This is a genomic window from Spirulina sp. 06S082 (genome assembly GCF_034932145.1).
Lineage (GTDB): Bacteria > Cyanobacteriota > Cyanobacteriia > Cyanobacteriales > Spirulinaceae > CCY15215.
On sequence record NZ_JAYGHV010000406.1, the window covers coordinates 1 to 17,169 of the forward strand.

17 protein-coding genes and 1 pseudogene are annotated in these 17,169 nt (G+C 42.2%); 11 read left to right on the forward strand and 7 right to left on the reverse strand.

Annotation, left to right across the window (positions count from 1 at the left end; all coding sequences use genetic code 11):
- Positions 1–349: phosphopantothenoylcysteine decarboxylase (locus tag VB714_RS24545; protein ID WP_323227577.1), on the forward strand; the 349-nt coding region annotated here is incomplete at its 5' end.
- 22 nt (positions 350–371) lie between these two features.
- Here VB714_RS24545 and VB714_RS24550 read toward each other — a convergent pair.
- Together VB714_RS24550 and VB714_RS24555 are read right to left on the reverse strand one after the other, a co-directional pair.
- A complete protein-coding gene (locus tag VB714_RS24550; protein ID WP_323227578.1) occupies positions 372–1,007 on the reverse strand; it encodes a MotA/TolQ/ExbB proton channel family protein in 636 nt (211 codons plus the stop codon).
- Between the two features lie 11 nt (positions 1,008–1,018).
- Positions 1,019–3,256, reverse strand: coding sequence for an FdhF/YdeP family oxidoreductase (locus VB714_RS24555; protein WP_323227580.1), 2,238 nt, complete (start codon positions 3,254–3,256; stop codon positions 1,019–1,021).
- A 127-nt stretch (positions 3,257–3,383) separates the two neighbouring features.
- Between VB714_RS24555 and VB714_RS24560 the strand changes: the two genes are divergently transcribed.
- Positions 3,384–3,950: a Uma2 family endonuclease gene (locus tag VB714_RS24560; RefSeq protein WP_323227581.1), complete on the forward strand. Its 567-nt coding sequence runs from the start codon at positions 3,384–3,386 to the stop codon at positions 3,948–3,950.
- 109 nt (positions 3,951–4,059) lie between these two features.
- Here VB714_RS24560 and VB714_RS24565 read toward each other — a convergent pair whose 3' ends face one another.
- Positions 4,060–4,320: a hypothetical protein gene (locus tag VB714_RS24565; RefSeq protein WP_323227582.1), complete on the reverse strand. Its 261-nt coding sequence runs from the start codon at positions 4,318–4,320 to the stop codon at positions 4,060–4,062.
- A 236-nt stretch (positions 4,321–4,556) separates the two neighbouring features.
- On the opposite strand from VB714_RS24565, the pseudogene VB714_RS27595 reads away from it, so the two are divergent.
- The 8 genes and pseudogenes from VB714_RS27595 to VB714_RS24600 form a co-directional block, all read left to right on the forward strand.
- Positions 4,557–4,760 (forward strand): annotated as a pseudogene (locus tag VB714_RS27595) (helix-turn-helix domain-containing protein); the annotation flags it as partial.
- A 135-nt stretch (positions 4,761–4,895) separates the two neighbouring features.
- A complete protein-coding gene (lexA, locus tag VB714_RS27600; RefSeq protein WP_416309786.1) occupies positions 4,896–5,522 on the forward strand; it encodes a transcriptional repressor LexA in 627 nt (208 codons plus the stop codon).
- Positions 5,523–5,553: 31 nt separating this feature from the next.
- Complete coding sequence (locus VB714_RS24575; protein ID WP_323227584.1) at positions 5,554–6,102, forward strand: Uma2 family endonuclease; 549 nt, start codon at positions 5,554–5,556, stop codon at positions 6,100–6,102.
- Between the two features lie 209 nt (positions 6,103–6,311).
- Entirely contained in the window at positions 6,312–7,505 is a 1,194-nt protein-coding gene (locus tag VB714_RS24580) for a BMP family ABC transporter substrate-binding protein (protein WP_323227586.1), read from the forward strand.
- Positions 7,506–7,517: 12 nt separating this feature from the next.
- On the forward strand, positions 7,518–8,579 hold the full coding sequence (locus VB714_RS24585) for an ABC transporter permease (protein ID WP_416309787.1): 1,062 nt from the start codon (positions 7,518–7,520) through the stop codon (positions 8,577–8,579).
- A gap of 28 nt (positions 8,580–8,607) precedes the next feature.
- Entirely contained in the window at positions 8,608–9,546 is a 939-nt protein-coding gene (locus VB714_RS24590; protein ID WP_416309788.1) for an ABC transporter permease, read from the forward strand.
- 23 nt (positions 9,547–9,569) lie between these two features.
- Positions 9,570–10,265: a cysteine hydrolase family protein gene (locus VB714_RS24595; protein ID WP_416309789.1), complete on the forward strand. Its 696-nt coding sequence runs from the start codon at positions 9,570–9,572 to the stop codon at positions 10,263–10,265.
- A gap of 31 nt (positions 10,266–10,296) precedes the next feature.
- Positions 10,297–11,832, forward strand: coding sequence for an ABC transporter ATP-binding protein (locus VB714_RS24600; protein ID WP_323227594.1), 1,536 nt, complete (start codon positions 10,297–10,299; stop codon positions 11,830–11,832).
- An 83-nt stretch (positions 11,833–11,915) separates the two neighbouring features.
- On the opposite strand, the gene pyrE is transcribed toward VB714_RS24600, so the two are convergent.
- Positions 11,916–12,521 (reverse strand): orotate phosphoribosyltransferase, encoded by a 606-nt coding sequence (gene pyrE / locus VB714_RS24605; RefSeq protein ID WP_323227595.1) that lies wholly within the window; start codon positions 12,519–12,521, stop codon positions 11,916–11,918.
- Between the two features lie 89 nt (positions 12,522–12,610).
- Here pyrE and VB714_RS24610 point away from each other — a divergent pair, with 89 nt between their 5' ends.
- Complete coding sequence (locus VB714_RS24610) at positions 12,611–13,666, forward strand: hypothetical protein (RefSeq protein ID WP_323227597.1); 1,056 nt, start codon at positions 12,611–12,613, stop codon at positions 13,664–13,666.
- Between the two features lie 10 nt (positions 13,667–13,676).
- On the opposite strand, the gene VB714_RS24615 is transcribed toward VB714_RS24610, so the two are convergent.
- The 3 genes from VB714_RS24615 to VB714_RS24625 all read right to left on the reverse strand — a co-directional run.
- Positions 13,677–14,996 carry an amidohydrolase gene (locus VB714_RS24615; RefSeq protein WP_323227599.1) on the reverse strand — a complete coding sequence of 440 codons (1,320 nt, stop codon included), beginning with the start codon at positions 14,994–14,996 and terminating at the stop codon, positions 13,677–13,679.
- 72 nt (positions 14,997–15,068) lie between these two features.
- Entirely contained in the window at positions 15,069–16,199 is a 1,131-nt protein-coding gene (locus tag VB714_RS24620) for a methyltransferase (protein WP_323227600.1), read from the reverse strand.
- Positions 16,200–16,210: 11 nt separating this feature from the next.
- The coding region (locus VB714_RS24625) for a hypothetical protein (protein ID WP_323227602.1) at positions 16,211–17,169 on the reverse strand (959 nt) is incomplete at its 5' end.

Here is a 17,169-nt window from a genome sequence, read left to right on the forward strand (position 1 = left end):
TGCCCATTATGGCGATCGCAAGCTGGCCAAAAAAGATATCCCCTCTTCTCTTCCCCTTGCTTCTGTTGCCGATATTGCAGCAGAATTGGGCAAACGCAAACAACCCCCGCAAAAACTAATCGGGTTTGCAGCACAAACAGGTGATATTGTCAAGCCTGCTTTAGAAAAATTATACCGAAAAAACTTAGATGCGATCGCAGCCAACCCGATTGATATACCAGACGCGGGATTTAAAAGCGAGATGAATCAAGCTATTTTCCTCGATCGCGCGGGAAGACAAGAAGCGATCGCACCGTGCAGTAAATTAGAATTAGCGCATCGCTTACTAGACTTTACCGGAAAAATCTAAAGACTAACTCAGTTATTTATATTTAACGTCCTTTTCTTCTGCGTTCGTAGCGATCGCGATACAATAACTCTAATTGTCCCCCAGACTCTTGAATAAAGGCAAATTGACGCAAGTAAAACCCCCGAAACATATTGGCAAATAAAAGAGTGACGATCGCAACAATTAAGCCAATTCCGGTAGAAATCAAGGCTTCGCTAATGCCTTGAGTAACTGCACCAGAATTACTGCCACCAATTTCGCCAATTTTTAGAGCTGCAAAGGTACGAATTAGCCCTAAAATTGTCCCCAATAACCCCAATAATGGCGAGACGCTAATAATCGTTTCAAACACCGTATTAAAGCGCTTGAGAATGGGGATTTCTGCTTGTGCGGCGCTTTCGAGGGCGAGGCGAAATGCTTCTGGGTTGGGGCGATCGCGGGACAATGCTTCTAAGAAAATACGGGCAATGGGTAATGTACTATTTTCTCGCAATATTTGCACTGTGCGAGGCGGATCGTTAGGATATATTTTTAATACTTCCTGCACAATTTTACGCTGTCGATTATTGATGCGAAACCAGAAAATTAGACGTTCGAGAATGAGGGCGATCGCAATTAAGGAAAAGAGAAAAAGAGGTAAGGCAACAATGCCCCCAGAGGTTAACCAATTAGCAGACATTTTAGCAATATTTAGGGTTTATAGATACAAATAGGAACTCGTTTATAGGCAGGTGTTCCGCTTTGGCGATCGACATTGGCAGTAAAGAGAATATTTGCTTCAGGATAAAACATAAATGCTGCCCCTTCGCGCATTCCACCGCAGATAATTTCTATCTCTTGTAGTTCTCCTGCATCTCCTTTCACATTTACTTTTTCATGTTCTTTAAATCCTGCTTTTTTGACATCACCTGCATTCATTAGAATACAATATCGATGAGGCATTCCTCGAAATTTATCGGCGCTACGATAGACAACTGTGTTATGTTGGGTATAACTGCGCCCACTTCCTAAAATAAGTATCAAACTGCGACAATTTTTAGGAATATTAAAAGATGCGCGATCGGGAAGAGATAGATCGGGAAGAGGGGTTATTTTCATCTTGGCTTTACCGGAATCTGTGGCAAATTTGGGTTCGGTAAAAATGCGCCCAGAAATCGTAAATTCTGCTTGGGTTGTATCAATTTCTCCTATCTTTTTGTAACCGGGAATTGTTTTAGCAATTAACTCTCGTATATAGCTTGTATCTTGCAGTTTCCGCCACTGTACGGGGTTTTCTCCATGACGGCGATGGGCGATTTCTGTGAGTAGTTCAACTTCCGAAACAAGATCGGAGTTTTGCTGCGTTAAATGGCTTTTTCCTTCATCATTCAAGCGCACAAAATTATTACCAGATTCTGTTGTTGTTTTGTGGGGATTTTCAAAGCGATTGAAAACGGGTAAAATTAAAGTATTTTGTTTTGCTAATCCGTGAAAATGTCCTAAGTTAGGTTTGGTGGCGACATAGAAAATTGTTTCAATTTGAGACAGTGCTTTTCTAGCTTGGTTTAAGTCGGGATTGGCTGCATAAAGATTCCCTCCCAAACAGAAAAGTGTATCAATTTTGTTCGTAAAAGCTGCATCAATTAAAGCACGAGTGTCGTAACCTTGAGTTTCCTTTAAATCATGCCCTAAAAGCTGAGAAAGTGCCTGTTTAATCTCTTCTTTTAAGCGTATTGTTACCCCCATCGATCCCACACCTTGTACGTTGGAATGTCCGCGAATGGGCATAGTCCCCGCACCTAGTTTTCCAGCATTTCCTGTTAGTAAAGCCAGGTTAGCAATGCTGCGAACATTATCAACTCCATTGGCTTGTTGAGTGATGCCCATTGCCCAAGCAAATACGACTTTATCGGAAGTCGCGATCGCGTATCCCACTTCTTCTATTTCTTCTCGAGATAACCCGCAAGTTTGGGTAATATAGTCCCAAGATTGTTCTTGGGCATAACTAACAACTTCCTCCCATCCTTCTGTATAAGATTGTAAATAATCAAGTTGGATTAAATCTTGTTCGATCGCGGCTTTTTGCAAACCGATAAATAATGCCGTATCGCTTCCGGGAATGGGTTGTAAATATAAGCTGGAAATATCAGAACCACCTTTAAGGAGAGACTTAATAGGAAACGCGGGAGAGGCGAATTTAACTAAACCGATTTCTAGCTGAGGATTGATAATAATAACCTTGCCACCGCGATCGCGCAATTTAATCAATTCATTCATCAAACGGGGATGATTTGCTGGGGCATTTGAACCGATTAAAACCACGCAGTCAGAGTGTTTTAAACTCTCTAAACTCACCATCGAAGTTCCCGATCCAAACACCTGTTTTAACCCGACTCCCGAAGCTGCATGACAGAGATCGGAACAGTCGGCGAGATTGTTACTTCCTGAAGCTCGCATAAACAACTGTAACAAGTAAGCTGCTTCATTGGAAGAACGCCCAGAACTATAACTAGCAAGGCGATCGCCTTCTCTGCGAAAAGCGCGATCGCCGATCTCGTAGACTTCCTGCCAAGAAATGCGCCGATAGTGGGTTTGTCCCGCTTCGAGAAGGAGAGGATAGCTGAGTCTACCGAGGCGATCGCACTCCAGAGAACTCAATTCCTGTAACTCTGCTACACTGTACTGCTGCCAAAACCCTTGAGGGATAGGAGGTTGCAATTCAGCCGCGATCGCCTCGACGCTTTTAGCGCACCGTTGCAAATATTCCCCTGCTTCATTAATAAAGCCACCTTTTTGTCCCCCCGTTCCCCAAGCACAAGATAAACACGCGCTTTTGTGATTTAAAGTTTGCCAAAGTTTAGCACCTTGAGGAGAGAGAGTTTGTTCTGCCCAATATTGAATTAGGGGTAAACCACCACCTGTTTGCGGCTTTTGGGAGGAAGAATTCATGGCGATCGCAAAATATTTCTGTTTGCTATTTTAACTTGTCTGGGGGCGATCGCACTCCTCAAGGATAGAGCAAGCGCGATCGTCAAACTTCAGCTAAAATAGAATGCACTGTCATAAAGCTAAAACAATGACAACTGCAACCCCCGATAAAGTTTGCTGGGCGATCGCCGATTTAGAACTCTTTTCAGACAACGAGAAACGCTATGAAATTATTGCAGGAGAACTTTTTGTGACACGCGCACCTCATTGGCAACATCAAGAAATTTCTGTGAATATTGCCGTAGAATTAAAAGTATGGTGCAGAAAAACAGGTTTGGGAAGAGTTGCAGTGGCACCTGGGGTGATTTTTTCCGATACAAATAGTGTAATTCCTGATGTAGTTTGGATTAGTCAAGGGCGATCGCAAGATATTTTTGATGATGCGGGACATCTCATCGATGCACCGGAATTAGTCATAGAAGTTTTATCGAGAAGTGCAGCAGATCGCAAGCGAGACTATGAATTAAAATTAAAGTTGTATTCTGTTCGAGGAGTGCAAGAATATTGGATTTGCGATGGAAAAAAGCAATCTCTACAGGTTTATCGTCGCGAGAATGGAGTATTAAAATTAGCCGTTACGCTTCTTCAACAAGACACATTAACCAGTCCTTTGTTACCTGAATTTAGTTGTTTGGTGGAACGATTTTTTTCTTGAGGTGCTTTTGGGAAGGGAATGCGATTTTTAATCATTTTTTTGATTTGACAAAAGGATAGAAGTTTAGCGAAGTAAACCCCTATCGTGTAGCTGTTATTTATCGTTATATTTAGCTGTTGGGAGGCTTTAACCAGAAATACAGCGCAAGGAGCAAACCAGAAAGCATTAGCAACCAAGGCGATTGTGCTAGAGTGGTGATGATAAGAACAATTTCCAATAGGAGTTTGATATCTTCCATTTTATTTGTCTGTGAATAATTTCCATGACTTGGAAGGTTAGCAATGAAAGAACGACGAATTCTGACCTTTAGCAATCGCAGATAGCTGCGCCAATAGGCGCAAACCCTTAATTTTCTGTTAGCTAATCCCATACCAATCCTCCAAGTCGTGTAATTTTGGGTTATTTAGTTTGTCAATGGTACTATAAAACTGTACTAAGTCCATTGAATCTAATATAATTCATTTGTACGTACTATGTCAAGTGTACTATGCTAGATTCCTGAAATTTTCCTGCATATAGCCAAACTGAGAGACATAGCCTTAAATAATTTAGGCAAAATACTTAAGGCTATAGTAGGAAATTAGAGTTGCAAGAGTAAAAGCGGTCATGTCTAAACAAAGTCCATCACTGGGGGAACGCATAACATCACTCCGTAAACAAGCAGGTCTCACCCAATTAGAACTTGCAACAATGGTTGGTGTGACTGAAAATACGATTGCTAATTGGGAAACAGAAAGAAGTGGCTCAGATTGGTTTGACAGAATAGCCAAGCTCTGTAAGGCTCTTAACTGTACTTTTGAAGATATTATTACTCTCCCAGATGTAGATTCAACGCTACAAGAAACACCTAAAATATCGGAAAAATACCTTTCTTTGCATGATGAATTAACAAAAACTACAAATAATACTGATTATCCCGAACAGATAACATATAATACATCTTTAATCGAAAAAGAAAAACTCACACCTCCACAAAAAGAGCTATATGATTTCTTGGTTGAATATATTAGAACAGAACAACATACTCCATCGATTCGTCAAATGATGCGAGCAATGAATTTAAAAAGTCCTGCCCCTATTCAAAGTCGTTTAGAGCGTTTGCGGAATAAAAAGTATATAGACTGGACAGAAGGAAAAGCAAGGACTATTCGTATTCTTTATCAGCCTCAAAAAACAGGACTCCAAGTTGAGGGTACAATTGCTGCTGGTAGTCTAATTGAGCTATTTGCAGATGAAAAGGAGACTCTTGATATTACTTTTATCTTACATCAATCCAGTTTTTATGCTTTGAGAGTAATGGGAAATAGTATGATTGACGATATGATTCAAGATGGCGATTTGGTAATAATGCAAAGACATCTTAACCTTGATATTCCTAGAAATGGTGAAATTGTTGCGGCTCGGGTTGACGGTTGTGGAACAACACTAAAACGATATTATAAATTTGCCGATCGAGTAACATTAAAACCATCAAATTCTAACTTCAATGTAATTGAGTGTGATGCTAACAAAGTTGAGATTCAAGGTATTCTTATTGCTGTATGGAGAGACTTTCTTTATAAGCCCAAATAGAGACAAGACAATAGTTCAATAACTTATAAAAATGACAGCAACTATACTCATTCCCCAACACTCAAAAACCCTCTCCTTAGAAGACTGGCTAGAAAATCCCCCAAAACGTACCGAGTGGGTGAATGGAGAATTAATCGCAAAAAATAGTGCAACTTTAGAACATGGAAAAATCCAAAGTCGTTTGAGTTATTATTGGACAAATTATAAAGATTTAAGCAGTCAAAGAGGATCGGTTTATATTAGTCCTCCCTGTCGCACTCAGGAACAAGGACGTTCTCCCGATGTTGCTTATTTAACCCCAGAATTGGTTGCAGAATATGGCGATGCGAAAGTTCTTCCGCGTAGTTTTCCCCTCACTGCTGAAATTGTTTCCCCCACCGATTTTGCTGAAGATGTTATCGCCAAAGCTGAAGAATATTTGCGATCCGGTGCGGAAGAAGTTTGGTTAGTTTTTCCTGAAAATTGCTGGGTTATTGTTGTTACCTCAGCAAACAAACAAATTTTTACATCGGGAGAAACTGTCAGTACGCAAAAAGTTCTCCTTGGCTTTAAGATTGCGATCGATGAACTATGCTGTTAAGTCTTGATTAAAGATTGAGTTTTAAATGTACCAAGCTGCGATCGCATAGCCTGAGAAACTCATTTCCAGATTAATCTTGTCAATCCTAGACACGATTGGCAGTCCAGAATAAAATTAAGATTGCTATAGAAGTGACTTACTACACATTTTTTTTACCCTCTTCTTGTTAGTGTTGAACGTTGCTTGCTATCTTTGAGAGGAAAATTGGTATGAATCAAAGACCGTTTTTATCCCTATCGCGACGACAAGTCATGCGAGGTTTGCTGGCATCCACGGCATTTGGTGTCGCTCGCTTAACGGCTGGGTGTAGTTCTTCAGGAGATAGCGCAGATGATGCTACAGATGATGCTGCATCTAAAGGAAGTGACGACCTCGTTGTTGGCTTTATTTACGTCGGACCCAAGGATGATTACGGTTATAACCAGAGTCATGCGATCGGTGCAGCAGCGATGGCGGAAATTCCAGGCATTAAAATAGTCGAGGAAGCGAATGTTCCCGAAACCAACGCCGTGCAGGAAACCATGCGGAGTATGATCGAACTTGATGGCGCAAAGATTCTCTTTCCTACCTCCTTTGGCTACTTCGATCCTCACATTTTGGAACTGGCAGAAGAGTTTCCCGAGGTGCAGTTTTTCCACTGTGGTAGCGTCTATGATGAAAAGGTTCACCCCCCCAACGTTGGCAGTTATTTTGGCTACATTGACGAAGCGCAATATATTGCGGGGATTGTCGCCGGCCAAACCACCAAAACTGATAAGCTAGGCTTTATTGCAGCGAAACCCATTCCTCAAGTTCTTCGCAATATTAACAGTTTTACCCTAGGTGCGCGCTCGGTTAACCCGAAAGCGACCGTGCAAGTTATTTTTACAGGGGATTGGTCTCTCCCGGTGAAAGAATCCGAAGCGACGAATAGTATGGCAGATCAAAGCATTGATGTTGTCACCTGTCATGTAGATAGTCCCAAAGTGATTATGGAAACCGCAGAGAAACGCGGTATTTACTGCTCCGGTTATCACACCGATCAAGCACCCTTAGCCCCCAAAGGCTATCTCACCGGAGCCGAGTGGGATTGGTCGAGCGTTTATACTCAATATGCGAAAGACCTTCTCGACGGCAAAACCTTGATGGATGGGGGTATTCCTCACTTACTGCGAGGAGGATTCTCCGATCGCTTCTGTACCCTCTCAGCCTATGGCCCTGGGGTCAGCGAGGAAGTCCAAGCAGATGCCAACGCAGTCAAAGAGAAGCTCACCGCGAATGAGATGGCGATCTATGAGGGGGAAATCAAAGACAACACGGGGAAAGTGCAAATTCCCTCCGGTAAGAAATACGACCAAAAGGCGATCGAATTAGAGCAAATGGACTGGCTGGTGGATGGTGTAGATGGTAAAGTTGCGGGGTAAGTCATGATCCGAATGCAATCTTGGCGCAGGACGCTAGAATTTATCTGTATTCCCCTAGGGGCAATGCTTGTAGCCTTTTTCGTCTTTGGCATCTTTTGTGCTTTTGCTGGTGCAAATCCTTTTGGGGTTTATCATTCGATTTATCGGGCAGCTTTTGGCAGTTGGAGCGCCTTCCAAAATACCCTGATTCGCGCTTCTCCCTTGATGTTGAGCGCCCTTTGTACAATTCTGCCCGCACGACTGGGACTGGTGATTATCGGCAATGAGGGGGCGATCGTCTTGGGGGGTTTGGGAGCCGTTGCAGTAGGATTAGCCATTCAAGGCGCTGCGCCCATTGTCGTGCAACTAGGTATGGCTTTGGGAGGAATAGCGATCGGCGGTCTTTGGATCGCCATTGTTGGCATTTTGCGCCATTACCGAGCGGTGAATGAGACGATTAGTAGTTTGTTAATGAATTACATTGCGATCGCCTTACTCAATCAATTGGTAGAAGGTCCCATGCGGGATCCCAGTTCCCTCAATAAGCCTTCTTCCTACCCGATCGCCGATGTGAATATGCTGGGAAATCTGCCAGGAATGCGGGTCCATTACGGCTTGCTCTTCGGGATCATTGCCTGCGTGCTGGCCTATATTTTAATCCAGCGTACAACTTTTGGCTTTGCTGCAAGGATGGCTGGGGGTAACTTACGTGCCGCAAAAATTGCCGGGCTTCCCGTGGGGAAACTCACTATTGCCATTTGTTTTCTAGGGGGTGCTTGCGCGGGACTTGCCGGGATGGTAGAAGTGGCAGCAGTTCACGGTCGCGCCAATATATCTCTCAACTCTAATTATGGCTATGGTGGGGTTCTCGTTGCCTTTGTAGCCCGTCAAAATCCCCTCGCTGCCATTCTCGTCTCGATTATGTTAGGGGGAATTCTGGCCAGTGCTGGGATTTTACAGAGGAGTCATGGCTTACCCGATGCCACGGCTTTAGTCTTTCAGGGATTGGTTTTTCTGTCCATTCTCTATAGTGACTCTCTCTATGGTCGCTTTGATTTTTTCAAAGAGCGGGCGATCGCCACTTCGGAAGTTTAGCAGGAAATTAAATGATGAGGAGTATCGAATCATGGCTGAAGCCCTAGGCTGGTTGGGAGTTCCCCTCGGCATTATCGCCGGAACCTTGCGAGGGAGTGCGCCCTTTCTCTTTGTGAGCTTAGGAGAATGCCTCACAGAAAAAAGTGGCAAAATCAACCTCGGCCTCGAAGGAACATTACTGATGGGAGCTATGAGCGCTTATGGGATTTCCTATTTAACAGGCTCTCCTTGGCTCGGAGTTTTGTCTGCTGGGGTTGCGGGTTTGCTTTTTGGTTTCATCCACGGCTTTCTCTCCCAACAGCCTCGGGTCAACGATGTGGCGGTGGGCATTGCCATGATTATCTTTGGCAGTGGTTTGGCGTTTTTCTTGGGTAAACCCTTTATCCAACCTTCTGCACCCCAACTTCCCACCTTAGATTTAGGCGCATGGAGTCAGAGTCCCCCCGTGCAAGCAGCCTTACAGATTAGCCCCTTATTTCTCATTGGGGTGGCGATCGCCCCAGTTATGCAGTGGTTTTTCCGCTCCACCCGTTGGGGTTTACTGATCCGTGCCGTGGGAGATAGCCCCGATGCTGCCCGTGCAATGGGGGTTTCCATTTATAAAGTTCGACTTTTGAGCATTATGGCGGGTAGCTTCCTCGCTGGCATTGGCGGTGCGTCTTTATCTCTCTATTATCCCGGCAGTTGGAGCGAGCGCATTTCTAGCGGTCAAGGGCTAATGGCGGTAGCACTGGTGATTTTTGCCAAATGGAGACCGATGCAATGCTTGTATGCCTCCCTTTTATTCGGGGGAGCCCAGGCGATCGGCCCCGCATTACAGTCCGTGGGCATCGATTCCTACTATTACCTCTTTAATGCCTCCCCTTACATCTTGACCTTGCTGATTATGGTGATTACTTGTTCCCCTAAACGCACTCTAACGGGAGTTCCAGGCGCTTTAGGACGGACAAATGAATCGCGATTATGAGAAAAAAATGGAGAACTTATATTATGGAACAATTTGTCACCGCCGACCCCTATCCCTATCCTTACAATGGGGATTTGCGACCCGAAAATACAGTGCTGCTAATTATCGATATGCAGACGGATTTTTGCGGCATCGGAGGCTATGTCGATCGCATGGGTTACGACCTTTCCCTAACCCGCGCACCGATTGAACCAATCGGCAAGGTACTCTCGATGGCACGGGAAAAGGGTTTTCACGTCATGCACACCCGGGAAGGACATCGCCCGGATTTAGCAGACCTACCCGCCAACAAACAATGGCGATCGCGGCAAATTGGAGCAGGAATCGGCGATCCGGGTCCCTGCGGTCGCATTTTGGTACGAGGGGAACCGGGCTGGGATATTATTCCCGAATTGGCTCCTATTACTGGAGAAGCCATCATTGATAAACCAGGGAAAGGCTCTTTCTACGCCACGGATTTAGATTTGTTGCTAAAAACCAAAGGCATCGAAAATATCATCCTCACAGGCATTACTACCGATGTTTGCGTCCATACCACCATGCGGGATGCCAACGATCGCGGCTATGAATGCCTAATGCTTTCCGATTGTACGGCGGCAACGGACTATAACAACCACCTCGCAGCACTACAAATGATTAAAATGCAGGGGGGTGTTTTTGGTAGCGTCGCCACCTCCACCGCCTTGCTGGAAGTCATGGCAACATTTCCCGATTTATAGACCCCTCGATCCTTGCTTTGGAGTAACCCCGATGTCATCCTCTTCCGTTATCGAGAAATCTTTACCACCAGACCTAGAAGCGATTAATCTGAGCAAGCATTTTGGAACCTTGGTCGCCCTAGATAAAGTCTCCTTGCATCTCAAACCCGGCAGTTTCCATGCCCTCCTCGGGGAAAATGGCGCGGGAAAAAGTACCCTCGTCAAATGTGTCATGGGCTTCTATCAGCCCACCTCGGGGGATGTGTGCGTAGGGAAACAATCTCGCGGCATCAAAAATCCGGCGGCGGCGCATCAACTGGGTATCGGCATGGTTTATCAGCATTTTACCTCAGTTCCAGCCATGACCGTAGCGGAAAATTTGGTTTTATCTCGCTTTGAAGGTTCCCCCCTGATTAATTGGCAGCAGGAGAGGGAGCAACTCGGTGCTTTTATGGATACTGCACCGTTTCACCTGCCTTTAGAGCGACCTGTGGGGGAATTGGCCGCAGGAGAGAAGCAAAAGCTGGAAATTCTCAAGCAACTCTATTTGCAAAGCCGTATTTTGATTTTGGATGAACCCACCTCGGTATTAACCCCCGATGAAGCAGACGAGGTGTTGGGACTTTTGCGAGAGGAAGTCACAAAAGGGAAACTGAGCGTGCTGATGATTTCCCATAAGTTCCGAGAGGTGACGGCTTTCGCTGATGAAGTTACCGTTTTACGCAAGGGAAAACTGGCAGGCCAAGGACTGGTCAAGGAATTAACCGTTGCTGACATGGGAGCAATGATGTTGGGGGAGGCGCGAGAGGTGAAAACCGTTGCCAAAACCACTTTGGAGAATCCTGCTCCGGTTTTAGAGTTACGGGAATTAGGGGCGGATAAGGATAATGGGTTGCCTGCCCTGGAGCGGATTAATCTGACGGTGAATAAGGGGGAAATTGTTGGTATTGCTGGGGTTTCGGGGAATGGTCAAAAGGAATTAGTAGAGGTTTTGTGCGGGCAGCGATCGCCTACTACCGGACAAGTTTTCGTTAACGGTCAACCCTATCAGCCGACGCGCAAGGAAATGACAAAGCATCAGGTTTATGTCCTGCCGGAGGAACCGTTACAGAATGCCTGCGTTCCTCACATGAGTGTTGCGGAAAACTTGGCTTTGCGAACCTTCGATCGCCCTCCCCAGTCTAAACGAGGATTCTTATTTCTCAATGTGATTCGGCAAATGGCTCGAGCCTTGATTGAAACCTTTTCTATTCGCACTCCTTCGGCACAAACGCCAGTGGGCAATCTTTCGGGGGGAAATGTACAACGGACGGTGCTGGCGCGGGAATTGTCTTCTGAGACGATTCAGCTATTAATTGTCTCAAATCCTTGTTTTGGTCTAGATTTTTCGGCGGTAGAATACATTCACAGCCAAATTTTAGCGGCTCGCAATCGCGGTGTGGCGATTCTTTTGGTGAGTGAAGACCTTGATGAACTCTTGATTCTAGCCGATCGCCTTTTGGTGATGAGTGAAGGAAAGTTGGTCTATGAAAGCGCGATCGCCGACGCGGATCTCGCTACCATTGGCCATCGCATGGCGGGTCATTAATAGAATACTAAGAAGGAGTTCACCATGCTAGGGAGCATGGCTGGAAGTGCCAATAGAGAAAACAAAGACTGTTACTTGGCTTTTTAGTATTGTGATTGAATCTCTTTTATGGTAAACACAGATTGAAACTTAAGACCCTCTTCCTCATACAATTGTGCTCCTCCTTGCTGTCTATCTACCAAAGTAATTATTTGATCGACTTTGTATCCAACATCTCTTAGTCGCTTTACTGCTTTCATTGCCGAAGCCCCAGTTGTCACCACATCCTCTAAAACAACTACCTCTGTACCTAATTCTAGGGTAGGACCCTCGATATAGGCCATTGTTCCATGTCCCTTTGCCTCTTTACGAATAATAAAAGCTGAGATGGGACGGTTTTCGTAGGCTGACACAATACTCACAGATGTTACAATTGGGTCAGCCCCAAGAGTTAAACCTGCCACTGCTTGGGCTGTTTTGGGCAGCATAGCAAACAATAGGCGGCCTGTTGCTAATGCTCCAAAGGGATTAAGGATCACTGGCTTGGCATTAATGTAATAAGAACTACGCTGCCCTGAAGAAAGAACAAAATCACCTTCTTTATAGGCAAGAGTGCAGAATAAGTTTAGTAAGTATTGACGAACGATGGAAATGTCAGTGGCATGAACTGCATCTTTAGTTTCAGTCCATATATCAATTGAGTTAGTCATAGGGGTTTTAATGACACTGAAGAATGTTATACTGAGGCCTAACTTTATTTTATAGCAATTCAGTACCTTACACACTTTATTACAAAACCATGCTGACAGCAGACGAATTATCCTTGATTTCTAGACAATTAAAACCTAACCCTACCTTAGCTTCAGAACTACTTGAAATTTTTCAAGATATTTTTAATAATCCGCAATATCAACAATGGTTGAAATCGGAACAGTTTTTGGGACAACTATTTGAGGTTGATGAAAAGTATCGCGACCATGAATTTTTCAACAAAAATGGTTTAGTGAAAGATGGCAAACTGCAAGTGAAAATCAATTCTTTGCAAGACCGTATTTTTTTAACAGATGGTTTATGGATTCCCAAACAATATCGGGTCTTTCCTTTCTCTGATGAAAGCGTCAACTTGCTGCGACACATGGAGGAAAAGCGTTTGGACGAAATAGCCACCACTTTAATAGATTTCTCCTGTGGATGTGGCCATCATGGTTTATCAGTTTCAGAAATACAACAAAGGTATTCATTTGATGTCAGTCATAGAGCCGTAATTTATACTTTAATTAATAGTATTCTCAATGAGATACCAAATGTTTTTATTAAACAAAATGATATAAGAGGTGGAATTCCCAAAGAGCTTAGTAAGTTAGTTACTCGCAACATTTTATTTTTAACCAATATGCCTTTTGCTATTGCTCCACTTCCCAACGTTTTGCCGTTAGCGGCTGATGGAGGTATAACGGGTGCAACTTGGAGTTTTAAGGCATTAGAAGCTATTCATAAATTTGCCATGAATAACCTAGATAAAGATAGTATTCATGCTTCAATGCTCTGCTATACAGTTGGGAATAAGCAACAAGATAAGTGGGAAGTTATTGATAAAGCAGAACAACTATTTGGAAAATCAAAAGTCTCATGGAAATTACTGGAAGATCAAACAATGTGGCGTATCAATGGAAAAAAAGAACAGCCAAATCCGATGAATTTAGCTGAAGGATTAGCTAAAAAGGCTGATTGCAAATTTTATGTTAGCGATGAGGATAGAGAGCGAGTTCGCACTGAGTATCATAATCTAGCAAAGAGCCTCAATAATTCGGACTGGGAATATCTTGGATACGGAATAATAGACATTCGGCTTTGAACAAAGGAACTCAACAAAAGCGATCGTTTAACAAAATCATTGCTAAAAGTTCTACGGTAGCAGGAATGATTTGCTCATCAATATCAAAATCCTCTGTATGATGACCTCCACAAATAGGAGTTCCTATACCGAAATACGTTGCTTTTCCTCCATTAGATTGAACTTTATTCATCCAAGTTGCAGCATCGTCACTAGCTCCAAATGATTCCCCTATTTCTATTCTTTTTTGAAACAGTGGTATTAATTTTGCTGCTTCAATAATTTTATTCGCTAATTCTGGATCTGAGTTTCCTAAAGGAGAAGCTCCTACAATATCTGTATGAAAACTGGCATTATATTTCTGAGCAATTGAATCAATTAATTCTTCTAGTTCTCTTTTTAATTGGTCATGTGCTTGGTTATCAACGGCTCTAATTTCCATATCTAAAGTAGCATTGGGAGCTATGATATTTCTGGCTTCTCCTCCAACAATCTTGCCAATATTAACCCTAGCTTGGCTACGATATTTTTCGTTTAATTCTTTGCATTTTAACTTGGTTTCGCACGCACAATCTAAAGCATCAATTCCTTCTTCAGGAGCAGCAGCAGCATGGGCACGTCTTCCAATATATTTCAAATTGATTTTAGTCGTATGGAGCAGCTTATTCCAGCCCCCAATAATTTCTCCTAATTTTTTGGCTTTAACTCCTACATGGTAAGTATAAAGTTCTTGAACATTATCAACTATACCGCTTTCGACCATTGACACTGCTCCGCGAACACCTTCCTCAGCAGGTTGAAAAATAATTTTGACCGTTCCAGAAAGTTCTTTTTGAAATGATTGAAGAGTTTGAGCAATGCCTAAACCAATTGCTGCATGAACATCGTGACCACAAGCGTGCATCACACCATAATTTCTAGAAGAAAATCCTTGAGATGCGGGAAAATGCCTCTCTTCTTGCATTTCCAGAATTGGGAGAGCATCAATATCGCACCGAATTGCTCGAATTGTCCCTGTTTTTTCTCCCTGTATTGTAGCAACTACACCTGTAAAGCCTTCTTTGATTTTGTCAAGAATTTCTTCCTTATCTGGAAATTTTGTAACTACCTCAGCAAAATGTTTTTTCATTTCTTCTTGAGGTGGAAGTCCCATTCTTAAATTGGGAGTATGAATCCCGCGACCAAATTCTACATCAATCCCATTTTCTTGAAGGAATTCAATAATTTTAACTGTTGTTTCGTACTCCAGCCAACCCATTTCTGGGAACGTATGGAATGAGCGACGATGTTGAATCCAGAGTTGCTCCTTGTTTTGAATAAAAGATTTTATTCTTTTTTGAATAGATTCCATGATGTCATTTATGGTAGAGTTAACAAATTTGTTATCACACTTTAGTCTTGAGCGGTAATGCAGTAATAAATTTTATTTTTTTCTAACTGCTAACCAGATATAATGCAAATGGGTTAGTCCTTTGTCAATCATTGTTGTATCAATCCATTGTTGGTAGTCTTTTAGAGTCTTTCCTTTCTTTTGGAATCGCGTATAAAAAGGTTCATCATTGTAACGAGCAATCATATATTGAACGTCCATAGGAGCTTTAAAAGATTTTTCTCCGTTAACTCTCCATACTAAAGCATCAGGAATTGATTGTAGTTTAGATACAATTTCATAATTATTTTCTGGAAAATAATCGGCGAAAGTTTCTAGTAATTTTATTGGTTTTTCTTTATCACCCAAACTATAGGATAGCATTAAAAACACTCCTCTTTCCTTGAGTAAATAAGCGGCATTTTCCATATTTTTATGTGAAATTCGGCTTCCATCTTCTCCACCGTGTGAATGTTCAAAACTAATTTCTGGTGGATTCATTGAGAAGGGAGGATCAGCACAAACTAAATCCACTTGTCCTTGCCAACTTTCCCATTCTCGTCTAGTATCATCTCCGCGATCATAATCATTAATATCGCGAATTGCATCCCACTGAAGAACTCTAAAACGTTTTTGTCTCTGATTTAAGGTATTTATATGATTTAAGGTAGCATTATATTCGGCATATTTCAAAGCGCGTGGATTATTATCGAATCCAATCACTGTACTCCGTGGATAGAGTTTAGCTAAACAAAGTCCAATCGAACCAGCACCGCAACATAAATCAACAATAATTTCAGGTTCGTCTGTCGTTCTTATAAATTGATGATATAGTTTTAACCACTGTTCAGCTTCATCACAATAAGGAAATACTCGTTGCTTATTGTGTTCAGGGAAATCTGTACAAATGAATATTGGGTCTGTGTAACTTGTTCGATCGATCACGTTAATCTGGCACGTGGACTCTACGTTAATGAAATCTTGATAATCTATAATTAAGCCAGCATCTATTAGAGGTTCTAAAGAATCAACACAGTCCTCAAGTTGTTTTTTTCCCATAGGTTCCCCATAAGGTTTTTTTGACTGGAAAGTTTTTTTGAAAATATCATCATGATTCTTCCATAATTTTTTCAGAGTCTGGTAAGTTTCAGGAGCTGGTTTTTGATTTTCTGGAAAGTTTTGCATTAGTTAAACCTCTAATAGAAAGGACGTTGAGCTAAGATAATATATCCTAAATTAGGATCTTCAAAATCAGATTTATTTTTTCCTTCTACAATATCAAAAAGATAATCTTTTCTAGTATCTTTTGTCTTGCCTACTACATAATATTCTATATGTTCAAAACGTGCTTGTTTAAGTAACTCTACTATTTCTTCAACATTAAGAAAATGGGCAACTCCCATTTCTATATCTACCATAATTCGCTCTGCATTAAAACTAGACGTACCATCCGGATCGGCGATTGCTAATATTCCTCCTGGAACTAACAAATCTCTAATAGTTCTAAGTATTTCTAACTTGAAATCAATAAGAAACTCGTCAAGAAACTGATCAATATTTTTTTGGCTAGACCTTCCTTGAATCGCTTTCGTAATCTCATCAATAGCTTTATAGAAGCCGTTAGAATCCAATTTCTGTGGATTGCGAAAATACTCTGCAAAGGCCTTAGCCTTAAAATATTCTTCTGTTGAGTTAGTGATCGGTTCTGAATTAGAGAGATTTAAAATACTTTTAAGGCTTTCTATAAAATTCTCAATTTGTTGTGGAGAGAAAAAGTTACGCCCAGAAAATAAATGAGCTTTCAGGGCATTTCCATTAGGTACATGATGAAAAGCATACGAGCAGATAAAAAAGTGAACAGATTTTTTGTATATTCTTTCCTGTTCTAATTTCTTGATTCCTTGAAACATATTTTCAGCAATAATAAGTTCTTCTTTTCCATTCCAAGGAAATAAAGGAAAATCCCTAAAGAAAGAGCTTCTTGAATCAGCATTTGCCTTCCCCAATAAAAAATCTTTTGCTCTAGCTGCAAAACCAGGATTTATTTCATATCCTAGGTATTGAACTTTTAAGGATTGGATACATTGATCAAATCCTTGTCTTTTCCAATCATCTTCTAATCTTCGCAAAACCGTTTGAGTAGTATTTGCGCTTC